We start from the raw sequence: 12,509 nt of genomic DNA on the forward strand, positions 1-12,509 counted from the left end.
ATGAGATGCTCGAAGGCATCTATCGGGCACATCCCGAGCTTACCTTTGTCGATAATGACAAGCGTTGTATGGTCACAGCAAATACCAAATCCGGCAAGGTCGGCATTGCGACAGGCGGCGGCTCCGGCCATCTGCCGCTGTTCCTCGGCTATATCGGCGAAGGCATGATCGATGGCGCAGCTGTCGGCGGCGTCTTCCAATCGCCAAGCTCAGAGCAGATGTATCAGGTCACCAAAGCCATCGATCAGGGCGCAGGCGTGCTCTACATCTATGGTAACTATAGCGGCGACATCATCAATTTCGATATGGCTGCAGAACTTGCCGATCTCGATGGCATCGCCGTCAAACAGGTTGTCGGCAATGATGATGTGGCGTCCTCGGTTGTCGGTGAAGAACACAAGCGTCGTGGCGTCGCCGGTATCTTCTTTGTTTACAAGGCAGCCGGTGCAGCTGCAGCCAATGGTCTGTCGCTTGATGAAGTGACGCGTCTTGCCGATAAGGCACGTCTGCGCACCCGCACCATGGGCGTTGCTCTTTCGAGCTGCGTTGTACCGGAAATCGGTCACGCCACCTTCTCCATCGGCGAAGATGAAATGGAAATCGGCATGGGCATCCATGGCGAACCCGGCATCAGCCGTAAGAAGCTAGCAAGTGCAGATGCAGTCATCGACGAGCTGATGGAACGTATTTTCGCCGAGCAGGCCTATGCCAACGGCGACGAAGTTGCCGTTCTGGTCAATGGTCTTGGCGGCACGCCGCTTGAAGAGCTTTACATCATGTTCCGCCGGGTTTCGCAGCTGTTTGATGAGCGTGGTGTCAAGGTCAAGCATGTCTGGATCGGCGAGTTTGCCACGTCCATGGAAATGGCTGGTGCGTCGGTTTCCGTGCTGCATCTTGATGAAGAACTGGAGCCACTGGTTGCCGCTTCCGCAAACACCCCATTCTTCAAGCATTTTGCGGGTTGAGGTCAGATTATGAACGTCATTACAGCATCTGATCTGATCAATCTCTTCGACAGCTGGAAGCAGCTTTTTGCAGAACAGCGCGAATTCCTTATCGCGCTGGACGGCAAGGTTGGCGATAGCGATCTCGGCATCACCATGAGCAAGGCCTTTGCAGCAGCTTCGGAAGCTGTCCATGCGGAAGGTGAGGCTGCAGGCATCGCCAAGCTTCTGCGCACCGCTGGTGCCACCATGGCCCGCGTCGCGCCATCAACCATGGGTACGCTGACCGCAACCGGCTTCCTGCGTGCAAGCAAGGCCTGTGACGGTATTGACGAGCTGGGAACCGCAGAGATTGCCGCATTCTGGCGTGCCTATCGTGATGGTATTGCTGAGCGCGGCAAGGCAAAGGTTGGCGACAAGACGCTTCTCGATGTGCTTGATCCAATCGCTCTAACGCTTGAAGCACAAGCATCAGCGGGTGCTTCACTGGCAGATGCGCTTGCAGCCACCGCCAAAGCTGCAGAAGATGCGCTTGAAGCGACTAAAACGATGGTTGCCCAGCACGGCAAGGCCGCAGCTTTTCAGGAAAAGACCATCGGCCTTCAGGACGCAGGCGCAACTGTCGGAATGCTGCTGATCACCAGCATGTCGGCTTTTGTTTCTGCAAACTAAAAGCGAATAGTTCTCAAGACAGAAGAAGCCCCGCGTTTATGCGTTCGGGGCTTCTGCCATGCCGTTGCGGATGCGCTTGACGACGGTGAGGATCAAAAGCGCACACAGCACAGGCTGCAACCAGAACATCCATTGTGGCAGAATACCATCAATGGCGATCCACGCACCCAGCACACCAAAGACCACAGCGCGGTCGCTCTTGCCCATTGGGCCGTCGTAACGGCGGCTTGATCCGAGCGAGGCTGCCGTCACGCCGACAAATTCTGTCAGTGTGGCGATGAAGATAATGGCGAATATCCACAGCGCCGAAAACGGCGCGATAATCGCAAAAGGCGCATAGAGCGCCGCGTCGGAAATTACATCGCCGATCTCGTTTAGATAGGCACCCAGTATGGATTTCTGACCATGTTCGCGCGCCAGCATACCATCAACTGCGTTGAGCGCCATGCGCAGAAAAAGCCAGACCGGCACCAGCGCAAACAAGACTGCATTCCCGTTCAACCCAAGAAAAGCACCAAGAACAATTGAGACCAGTGCAGCTGCAATCGTGACCTGATTGGCCGTCACACCTTTTGTAGCAAGCTGCACGACAAGAGGTCTCAACAAGTTCTGGAAACGGGACTTAAGTTGATAAACAGACATAAGAAACTTTCGGGAAACTTTTGGAAATGACGATTATGTAGAAATCAGCTATTTGCGACCGGCCTTAGCTCGTTTATTCAAACATTCTATTCTACTCAATAGTAATGGGTCGAATAACTTGGAGTTCATCCCGAAAAATGGGAGAAGGCCTGTTGAGAGGAGAAATGATGAGCCAGCGCACAGAATTGCCGGGGCATGAAACGGCGTCACATCGTGAACCGCTAGAATCCCATTTCGTCACCCATGACGGCACTTCGCTGTTCTATCGTTTCTGGCCTGCCCGCTCCGAAAAGCCGAAGGGCGTTATCGTTCTGCTGCATCGCGGCCATGAGCATAGCGGGCGTGTGAAACATCTCGTGGATGAGCTCGGCCTTGATGATTATGCATTCTATGCCTGGGATGCGCGCGGCCATGGAAACTCTCCGGGCGTGCGCGGCTTTTCGCCGTCCTTCGGCGCTTCGATCCGCGATCTCGATAGTTTCGTTGCCCATATCCGCAATGAAACCGGCCTAAGAAACGAAGACGTGGCGCTTATTGCGCAGAGCGTCGGCGCCGTTCTGGCGAGCGCATGGGTGCATGACTATGCGCCCAATATCCGTGCGCTTGTCATGGCGTCGCCAGCCTTCGACATCAAGCTTTATGTGCCTTTCGCCAAAGAGGGCATCGCGCTCTGGCAGAAACTCAAAGGCACGTTCTTCGTCAATTCCTACGTCAAACCGCAGTTTCTGACCCATGATCGGGAGCGTATTGAATCCTATCGCACCGATCCGCTGATTACACGGCCCATCGCCTCGCATATTCTGCTTCAGCTTTATGAGGCGGCAAAGCGCGTGGTGGATGATGCGCGGGCGATTACCGTTCCGACACAGCTGCTCATTTCCGGCAGCGATTTTGTCGTGCGGCCAACACCACAGCATCGCTTTTTTGAGAACCTCGGCAGCCGCATTAAAGAGCGCCATGTGCTCAAAGGTTTTTACCATGACACGCTGGGCGAAAGGGATCGCAAACCGGCACTCGCGCTGATCCATGATTTCATCGAGGCGCGTTTTGCGGAGGCACCACAACGCACCGATCTGACAGAAGCGCATATTGCAGGCCATACGCGCGATGAGGCTGACAGACTATCAAGTCCGCTACCGCTGCTTTCACCGCGCGGGCTTTATTGGGCCTCGACGCGCGCCTCTATCGGCTTTGGCTCGCTTTTGTCGGAAGGTCTGAAAGTTGGTCGTCGTACCGGTTTCGATTCAGGTTCCACGCTCGATTATGTCTATGAAAATGAAGCACGAGGCTTGGGTCCCGGCGGCAAGCTCATCGACAAGCAGTTTCTGGAAGCCATTGGCTGGCGCGGCATTCGCCAGCGCAAAGTGCATCTTGAGGAACTGATCAGACACGCCATCAGGCGGCTGGAAAGCGAAGGTCGATCGACCAATATCCTCGACATTGCCTGTGGGCATGGCCGCTATGTGATTGATGCGGTGGTGCGTGCCGGCGAATTGCCGGACAGCATTCATCTTCGCGATTACTCGCCGATCAATGTGCTGGCTGGCCGCAAGCTCATCAAGGATCGCGGTCTTGAAGCAATCGCCCATATGGAAGAAGGCGATGCGTTCAATGAGGAAAGTCTGGCAACGGTCACACCACAGCCAGACCTCGCGATTGTTTCGGGGCTTTATGAGCTTTTCCCGGACAATGCGCTCATTAACCGGTCGCTTTCGGGTCTCGCCCGTGTGCAGAAGCCGGGCTCACTGCTCATTTACACCAACCAGCCATGGCATCCGCAGCTTGAAATGATCGCGCGCGCGCTCACGTCACATCGCGGCGGACAGGCATGGGTGATGCGCCGCCGCACACAGGGCGAAATGGATCAGCTCGTCGAAAAAGCGGGTTATCGCAAAATCGAACAGCGCACCGATCAATGGGGCATCTTTACCGTATCGATTGCCGAACGCATCGGAGACGCTGAAGCGTGACCACGCAATTGACGGAGCTTGATGGTTTCTCGCGGTGGCCTGTGATCCGCCGCGCAATCGCTTGGCTTCTGTTTCTTGGACCGTTTTTCTATCTGACCTATGGCACGGCCAACTGGCTTGCATCGCTCCATGATGACGTGCCGAACCTCGCTTTCAACTGGGAAGGCCATGTTCCCTTTATCGCGTGGAGCATCATTCCCTATTGGTCGGTCAATCTGTTTTACGCGATAGCACTTTTCGTCAATGACAGCCCGGAACAGGTGGACCGGCTGGCAAAGCGTTATCTCACCGCGCAGATTATCGCCGTTCTTTGCTTTGTCGCCTTTCCGCTGACAGCCACATTTGTCAAACCTGAGACATCCGGCCTGCCCGGCTTCATGTTCGATGTGCTGGGCGGTTTCGACAAACCGTTTAACCAGGCGCCGTCGCTGCATATCGCGCTTTTGATCATTATCTGGGATCAGATGCGTCGCGTGATGGGCGATGTAATGCGTGTGGTCTGGCATGTCTGGTGTCTGCTGATCGGATTATCGGTGCTAACCACCTATCAGCATCATGCCGTCGATATTCCGGCAGGCGCTTTGCTCGGGCTGTTTGCGCTGTGGCTTTTTCCACGCAACACGCCATCGCCTTTGGCAGATTTTCAGCTCACATCAGACCCGAAATCCCGGCGTATCGGCTTGTATTATCTTGCGGGGGCAACAGTTTTTCTTGCGCTGGTCGTCCATGGTCTGAGCATCACCGGCTATGCGATCTTCTGGTTCTGGCCCACAACCGCACTGGCGCTCGTGGCGCTTGGTTATTTCGGTGCGGGTGCCGGTATTTTCGAAAAACAGACAGACGGTGCGGTCAGTCTTGCCAGCCGCCTGTTGCTCTGGCCTTACCGCTTCTTTGCCCGACTGAATATCCGCTTCTGGACGCGAAGGCTTCCAGCCCATGTCGAGCTTGGCGACAATGTTTTCCTCGGACGTTTCCCAAAGGCTAGAGAACTGCAATTTTTCTCGACCGTCATTGATCTTGCATCCGAAATGGTGCCACCATCGCACTCTATCGACTGGAAAAGCTACGGCACGATTGATCTCATCAAGCCTCCCGCAGAAAAGCTGCGGCTTGCATCAGATGCAGTCGAAGTCGCACGCCATCACGGTCCGGTGCTCATTTGTTGCGCGTTGGGCTTTCAACGCAGCGCCACGGTTGCAGCTCATTGGCTCATCAACACAGGTCGCGTGAACAATCAACGCGAAGCCGAAGCGCTGATCCGCGCAAAAGGCTGGCCGGTGCATCTGCACGAAAGTGAGGTGCATGAATGAGCGCGCAGGCATCAAACATCGCGGCAAGTTTGCAGCGTAACGCCTATCTCGGCATTGCACTGGCCGTATTGATACTGACTGTAGCACCGTTTTTGCGCGTCGCGCATGACCTCACCTTCTGGCTGGTCTGGCCAGTTCTTCTTGCGAGTAGTTTGGTCACTCTCGGAATTGCCGCTCACCTGCTGTTTGATGCAGCACTTTTTCGGCTGGTTGCCGCAAATCCCATTGAAGAGGCAGGACTGATCGAACTCGACAGGACGCTCGAAAAAATGGGCCTGCGTGAAGCAATCGGCCCCACCCGACCGCTCTTCGAAAGGATCGCCGGTTCCCGGCGCATCATCGGTCGTTTGCGGTTTTTTCTGGCGCTTGCCATCGTGCTGTTCATTCTTCTGGCCTTCGTGCCACATGGTCAGGGGCTTTGATATGCGGGAACTGATCCGCCATCAGGTGCAATCGATTTTCGGCTCGTTTCTGGCGATCCTGTCACGCGGGATTACCGGCGTGCGGCCCATCTGGAGCGGCACCGGACCCTCGCGCAATCAGCGCATCTATTTCGCCAACCACACCAGCCATGGTGATTTCATTCTGCTTTCGTCTTGTCTTAATCAGGAAGAACGTGCGCGCACCCGCGCGGTCGCCGGTGCTGATTACTGGCGGGGCAATGCCGTACGCCAGTTCATGGCTGAAGTGCTGCTGCGCACTGTGCTTGTGGAACGCAACTGGGTGGAACGCACACAAGATCCGATGGAAGTGATGCTGAAAGCGCTGGCCGATGGTCATTCGCTCATCATCTTTCCCGAAGGCACACGCAACATGACCGATGAGGCGCTGCTGCGTTTTCGGTCCGGCATCTACAATCTTGCGCTGGCGCGACCGGATGTTGAACTGGTGCCATGCTGGATTGAAAACATGTCACGCGTGTTGCCAAAGGGCGCGATGCTGCCCGTGCCGCTTCTTTGTCGTGTGATTTTCGGTGCGCCGGTTCAGCTCCATGAGGGCGAGGACCGCAAGGAATTTCTCACGCGCGCGCGCCAGAGCCTTCTCGATATTCAGCCTCAGAATGGTAATCACCCATGAGCGAAACAACCCAACTCTTCCTTGGCCTCATGGGCGTTCTGGTCACAGCCAGTGCCGTTGCCGGTGTCTTGTCATGGCGTGCGCCAAAACCGCTTTCATCCACGCTGGTCAACCTCAATGCCCGCATCAAGGCATGGTGGATCATGGTCGGCGCCATGTGCATCGCCTTCCTGTTCGGCAAAGGCGGCGTGATCGTGCTGTTTGGGCTCATTTCGTTTGCGTCATTGCGCGAATATGCGACGCTTACACAAACCCGTCGCGCCGATCATCGCGTGCTGCTTGGCATGTTCCTGCTGGTCATTCCGGTGCAATATTACCTGATCTGGATTGACTGGTACGGCCTCTATTCCATCTTCATTCCGGTCTATTGCTTCCTCGCCATGCCGGTGCTGACTGCCCTTTCCGGAGATACGTCGCGCTTTCTCGAACGCATCAGCGAGCAGCAATGGGGCATCATGCTCTCGGTCTATTGCATCAGCCATGTGCCTGCGTTGATGACGCTGGATATTCCGGGCTTCGAAGGCAAGAAGCTGCTGCTGATCGCATTTCTGGTGGCAACCGTTCAGGGTAGCGACGTGCTGCAATATGTTTTCGGAAAACTATTCGGCAAGCATCGCATTGCACCCAATATTTCTCCATCCAAAACCTGGGAAGGCTTTGTCGGAGGGGTCGCGAGCGCATCTCTTCTGGGGGCTGGACTTGCCTGGCTCACACCGTTTTCGCCATTGCAAGCTGGTGCGCTGGCCGCGACCGCTTGCGTCATGGGCTTTTTCGGCGGGCTTGTGGCATCTGCCATCAAACGTGATCGGGGGGTCAAAGACTGGGGACACATGATTGAAGGACATGGCGGCATGCTCGACCGCGCCGACAGTCTTGTCTTCTCGGCCCCGGTGTTCTTCCACATTGTGCGGTATTTCTGGGCGTAACCCCCGGTTCCGAATGTGACGAAACAAAGCCTTGGAAACCCCGGATACAGTAAAAACTTGTTACCCGGTTTTGCAGGTCTTTATTTCGCGATGCCTTTTATGACCTTTAAGTCTTTCAGGGCGGGTTCCGTTTTACCGGACCCGCTCTATCTGTTTGCTCGGGTGGGAAATGCAAAAGAACTGAAAGGTTGAAACGATGAAAACTGCAGGTATCTGCGCTTTTATTCTGGCATCGGTCACCGCAGGCGGCGCTATGGCGCAAGGCCAGGCCACACAGCAGATGACACCGGAAGCGCTCTATAAAGCAGCACAGAACCAGCTCGGTATCGTCGAGTATTGTAAGGACAAAGGCTTCGCGACACAGGAAGACATCGACAGCCAGCAGTCCATCATGAAGATCATGCAGGCACCAGCCGACAAATCCGGTCTTGAAGAAGCACAGGCAGCCGGCAAAAAGGGCGTAGTCCAGTCAATGGGGCAGGAAACCGACGTCGAAGACTATGCCAAGACATCTGGCAAAAGCGTCGAGCCTTTCTGCCAGCAGATTACAACGGCCATCAAGCAGGCTGCGGCCCAGTTGCCGAAATAAGGTTTTGCTTCCTTTGTCGCTGCGGTGGAGTGCTCTCCATCGTTGCGGCTATCGGCCAATTTTGCTGAAATGCAACAGCATTCACATAAGATGAGTATATTGCTCATATATTATTGCGTTTGCACAAGCGCATAACTATGGTGCCGCCACGAAAATGTGGTGCCTGCCTTGAACCAATCTGACAAATCCAATCTGCCTTCGGCTTTTCCTCTGCAAGAAATTGCAGATATCGATGCCGCTATTACAGATTATTACGACGAACTGTGCCGCGCAGTCCGTCGGCGTGGGCACGCCTCCTCCAATGCCAATGAAGTCGTCCACGATCTTTATGTCAGGCTGAAAGACCGCAGGACCGATCTTCAAGGCAAATCGTCGTTACGCGCCTTTCTTACGCGCGCTGCGATTAATCTCGGTCTTGATCGGTTTCGCCGCGAACGCTTTGAAGCAAAGCTGTTTTGTGGCACTGAAGACGAAGCCGCAAACATTGCAAGCAAGGATGCAAATCCTGATCTGGCGCTGGATATGCCGCGCCGCCTCGCCTGCCTGCGTGATGCGATCATGGAACTGCCATTGCGCCAGCGCCGCGTGTTCATTGCCCACCGGATCGGCAATCTATCCCCAGATGAAATAGCCGTACGCTTCGGAATTACGCGTAACATGGTAGACAGGCATCTGCGGAAAGCGCTTATGCACTGCCTCTTGCGGCTCGACGAACTGGATCAGGCATAATGCGCGCGACGGCAAGGAAGAACGATAAGGCTGAGCGCCAAATCCAGGAACAGGCTGTCGACTGGCTGATGCAGTTGCAGGCATCGCCCAGAGATCTGGAGATTGTCGAAGCCTGTGCGCTTTGGCGCGCTAGCGATTCCCGGCACGAGCTTGCATTTGCCAAGGCTTCACGCGTTTTCAGCGATACGCGCTTTCTGTTGCTGCAAGACACCGACTTTGCAAAAACCGCAGCCAGAAAGCCGCGCTACCCAGTGCGCGGGGCCGTCAGCTCCATGCTGTTATTCGCGGCCCTCGCGGGCGGTTTCCTTGCCTTTGACGGGCCGATGCGCTTGCGTGCTGATGCTATATCGGCGAGCAGCGAGATGCCGGTCATTGAGTTAAGCGATGGTTCGACCGTTCAGCTGAATGCCGGATCGGCAATCGCTTTCGATATTACGAATGATGGGCGTCAGGTGCAGCTGTTGCGCGGCGAAGCCTATTTCATTGTGGCGCCAGATCCACAGCGCCCCTTCACGGTTAAGGCCGCGAATGGCGAAGTGACGGCCCTTGGCACCCAATTCGATGTGAAGCTGAAAGATGGCGGCGCAGATGTCATTGTTACCGAACACGCAGTTCAGGTGCAGACCAGTGCGTCATCATCTGCTTTCAGCCCGCTTGATACGCTGCGGCTGGATGAGGGACACAGCGTTTCATACGACAGCCGGAATGGTATAGGCCCGGTTTCGATGGTTGATCCGGAACTTGCGGCATCCTGGCGAAGCGGCCGTCTTGTTTTCGAGGACCAGCCGCTTGAACATGTGGTCAGAGATATTGCGCGCCACCTTCCCGGCAAGGTGATGATCGCAAGCAGCGACCTCGCCGAACGCCGGATCACCGGCACCTTCGATCTCTCCGCGCCCTCGACAGCACTTGATGATTTTATCAAGGCATTTGAGTTGAAAGCAGTCCGTGTGGGGTCATTGCTCACGGTGCTGCATAATTAATTTTCGTCCAAATGTCCCAAACAGCTCAATTCATTCGTCCAGTTGGTGAAAGGCAGTTTGCGCAGCCCGCGCGAATGCCTCAGCCACCCAATGCCCGACACCAACGCCTTGAACGTTGAGACTGGAAACGATATGAAAAGCCCCTCCTCGCGCATTCTCACTGCCTGCGCCCACCCGCTGTTTGCTTCGCTGCTTTTGAGCGGCACGGTTCTAAGCCCGATTATCACTGCACCAGCAATGGCACAGACAGCATCGCAAGCAGTCAGTATCAACATTCCGGCAGGTGCGCTTTCAACGGCACTTAATCGCCTTGCAGTTCAGACGGGTCTGCAAATCGCATTCGATGCATCCGTCACCAGCGGCCTCAGAACATCCGGCGTCAGCGGAACCATGGCACCAGCCGACGCGCTTTCTGCATTGCTGCGCAACACGGATATCCAGTATCGCTTTACCGGCAATCGCACTGTACGCCTAGAGCGTGAAACGGCTGCAAACAATGCAGCCGTGCCTGCTGTTGACGGAGCAGTGCAGCTCGACACGATCAGCTTCTCCCAGATTACCGGCGTGAACTTCGCTGATCTCGACCCGCGCGTCTCCCAGATTACGCCTGAACAGATGCAACAGGCACAGGCCTCGACAATTCCCGAACTCATCAAAAAGACGCCCGGCGTGGCAATGCTGGGAGGCGTCCGCACTGAAGGCCAGTCGATTTCGATCCGTGGTTTCTCGCGACAGACTGACGTTCGGGTTCTGCTCGACGGCGCGCCGAAAAACTTTGAAAAATACGATCAGGGCACGATCTTCGTTGAGCCAGAACTGCTCAAGCGCGTCGAGATTGAAAAGGGTGCAACCTCGGTTCGATATGGCAATGGCGGCTTCGGTGGCACCGTGAAGCTTGAGAGCAAGGATGCCGCTGATATGCTGCGCGAAGGCGAAAGCTGGGGTGCGTGGGGTAAAACCGCATATCAGACAGCTAACAAGCAGTTTCTGGAAACCGGCGCGGTTTATGGCCGCTCCAATCTCGGCACCGGCATGACGTTTGACGGTATTGCCAGCCTAACTTGGCGCAAGAGCGACAACATGCGTGTCGGCGGCGGCGAGACCTATAATTACTCAAGTTCTGAACTCACTTCATTCTCCGGCAAGCTTTCCGGCGAATATGGCGGGCACAAGGTGAAGGCCTCTGTTCTTTATGGTGAAAGCGCCAATTGGGGACCACTCGCGGCCATTCGCGGACAGCTTCAGCCAACCAGCAACAGCCTGGTTCCCGGCACACCTGCCTATAAGGAAGCAATGCGCAGGCTGCTTGCATGGCGTGAGCTGAAAGACTTCACTTCGGTATTCGAGCACACCTATGACGGCGACAGCGACCTCGTAAACACCCGCATCATGGCGAGCTATTCCTCGACCGACATGCATGCTGAACGTGCAACCGGCGTAAATGGCACGGCATCGCTTGGTGGTACCGAAAACGATGCGAAATATTCGGATTTTCATATCGAAGCTGAAAACACCTCCAACTTCGAGCTTGGCGGTATCGAACACAGCCTGAACTACGGTGTGCAGTATAACCACCACATTCGCGATGTGACGATGTTCGACATCACGAAGAAGAACGACAAAAGCTATAATTATGGCTATTACGCCCCATGGATCATGCCCGGCGGCAAACAGGATGTAACATCCTTCTTCATGCGTGATCGCATGGCCATTACCGACAAGCTGACCATCACGCCCGGCATCCGCTATGACTATGTTCGCTCCGAAGGCGAGCCAAATGCAGCTGCGATCTATAACGATCCAAAAGCCGGACATGACTATTCGTCAGCATCTCACCATGGTTTCACACCAGCGATCAGCGCATCCTATCAGATAACACCCACGACGCGCCTGTTTGCTGACTGGGCTTATGCCATGCGCGCGCCCAATATTGACGAAATCTACTCGGTGCAAAGCGGACGCACGCAAACCTCCGGCACAAGCAGAGATCTGGCAGTCGAGCGCAACAACACGATCAATATCGGCGCGGATACGTCGTTCAGCGGTATCTTTACCGATTCCGATGTGTTCATGGTGCGCGGCTCGTTCTTTAACAACCACGTCACCAACCCGGTGGCGCGTCGCGTCGGCAGCGCAAACAAGGTTGGCCTGAAAGACGGCGAAGTCCCATTCTACTGGAACATGCCTTCCTATTATTCGCGTGGTGTGGAACTGGAAGCGCATTACGAAAATGACTTCATGTTCGCCGATGCAAGCGTCACCTACATGATTGGTCGGCGCCATGGCACGGTCAACAACATCTATGGGCCAGATAGCTATATCAACGATATCATGCCGACAACGGTTGTAGCGACCCTCGGATACAAGCTGCCGGATCAGGATATCAATTTTGGCTGGACGGGGACCTTTGTCGACAAGCAGGACCGGACCTCCTATGTCAAAGGCGATCTCAGCTACAATCGACCAGAAACGCCGGGCTATGCCGTGCATGACCTGTTCTTCAACTGGACGCCGACCAAAGGCTTCATGAAGGACTCGGAATTGCGTCTCGCACTGGAGAACGTGTTCGATAAGGAATACGAACCTTATCTGACTGACGGCATCACAGCCATGCCAGGCCGCAATCTGAAGGTCTCTTTCAGCCGTAAGTTCTAAGTCATCAAAGGG

At 55.2% G+C, this 12,509-nt stretch carries 12 protein-coding genes; 11 read left to right on the plus strand and 1 reads right to left on the minus strand.

Going from position 1 to position 12,509, the window contains the following annotated elements:
• Both RT142_RS11755 and RT142_RS11760 read left to right on the plus strand, forming a co-directional pair.
• Positions 1-965: dihydroxyacetone kinase subunit DhaK (locus RT142_RS11755; protein WP_313028721.1), on the plus strand; the 965-nt coding region annotated here is incomplete at its 5' end.
• 9 nt (positions 966-974) lie between these two features.
• Positions 975-1,616 carry a dihydroxyacetone kinase subunit L gene (locus RT142_RS11760; RefSeq protein WP_312470373.1) on the plus strand — a complete coding sequence of 214 codons (642 nt, stop codon included), beginning with the start codon at positions 975-977 and terminating at the stop codon, positions 1,614-1,616.
• 36 nt (positions 1,617-1,652) lie between these two features.
• Here RT142_RS11760 and RT142_RS11765 read toward each other — a convergent pair whose 3' ends face one another.
• Positions 1,653-2,258, minus strand: a complete 606-nt coding sequence (locus RT142_RS11765) for a CDP-alcohol phosphatidyltransferase family protein (RefSeq protein ID WP_313028722.1) — start codon at positions 2,256-2,258, stop codon at positions 1,653-1,655.
• A gap of 167 nt (positions 2,259-2,425) precedes the next feature.
• On the opposite strand from RT142_RS11765, the gene RT142_RS11770 reads away from it, so the two are divergent.
• The 9 genes from RT142_RS11770 to RT142_RS11810 all read left to right on the plus strand — a co-directional run bounded on the left by RT142_RS11770 (position 2,426) and on the right by RT142_RS11810 (position 12,497).
• Entirely contained in the window at positions 2,426-4,228 is a 1,803-nt protein-coding gene (locus RT142_RS11770) for a bifunctional alpha/beta hydrolase/class I SAM-dependent methyltransferase (protein WP_313028970.1), read from the plus strand.
• Entirely contained in the window at positions 4,225-5,538 is a 1,314-nt protein-coding gene (locus tag RT142_RS11775; protein WP_313028724.1) for a phosphatase PAP2/dual specificity phosphatase family protein, read from the plus strand. The genes RT142_RS11770 and RT142_RS11775 overlap by 4 nt, the downstream gene beginning before the upstream one ends.
• Positions 5,535-5,960: a hypothetical protein gene (locus RT142_RS11780; RefSeq protein ID WP_313028725.1), complete on the plus strand. Its 426-nt coding sequence runs from the start codon at positions 5,535-5,537 to the stop codon at positions 5,958-5,960. Before RT142_RS11775 ends, RT142_RS11780 begins: the two co-directional genes overlap by 4 nt.
• Position 5,961: 1 nt before the next feature.
• On the plus strand, positions 5,962-6,615 hold the full coding sequence (locus tag RT142_RS11785; RefSeq protein ID WP_007877239.1) for a lysophospholipid acyltransferase family protein: 654 nt from the start codon (positions 5,962-5,964) through the stop codon (positions 6,613-6,615).
• Positions 6,612-7,541, plus strand: a complete 930-nt coding sequence (locus RT142_RS11790) for a phosphatidate cytidylyltransferase (RefSeq protein WP_007877240.1) — start codon at positions 6,612-6,614, stop codon at positions 7,539-7,541. Before RT142_RS11785 ends, RT142_RS11790 begins: the two co-directional genes overlap by 4 nt.
• A gap of 196 nt (positions 7,542-7,737) precedes the next feature.
• The gene (locus tag RT142_RS11795) at positions 7,738-8,130 is read left to right on the plus strand and encodes a hypothetical protein (protein ID WP_079213235.1); all 393 of its coding nucleotides are present in this window, start codon (positions 7,738-7,740) and stop codon (positions 8,128-8,130) included.
• 159 nt (positions 8,131-8,289) lie between these two features.
• Complete coding sequence (locus RT142_RS11800) at positions 8,290-8,859, plus strand: RNA polymerase sigma factor (protein ID WP_313028728.1); 570 nt, start codon at positions 8,290-8,292, stop codon at positions 8,857-8,859.
• A complete protein-coding gene (locus tag RT142_RS11805) occupies positions 8,859-9,842 on the plus strand; it encodes a FecR family protein (protein ID WP_313028729.1) in 984 nt (327 codons plus the stop codon). Before RT142_RS11800 ends, RT142_RS11805 begins: the two co-directional genes overlap by 1 nt.
• Before the next feature lie 132 nt (positions 9,843-9,974).
• The gene (locus tag RT142_RS11810) at positions 9,975-12,497 is read left to right on the plus strand and encodes a TonB-dependent receptor (RefSeq protein WP_313028731.1); all 2,523 of its coding nucleotides are present in this window, start codon (positions 9,975-9,977) and stop codon (positions 12,495-12,497) included.
• Positions 12,498-12,509: the final 12 nt, after the last annotated feature.

It is taken from the genome of Brucella sp., assembly GCF_032066345.1.
Taxonomy (GTDB): Bacteria; Pseudomonadota; Alphaproteobacteria; order Rhizobiales; family Rhizobiaceae; genus Brucella; species Brucella pseudogrignonensis.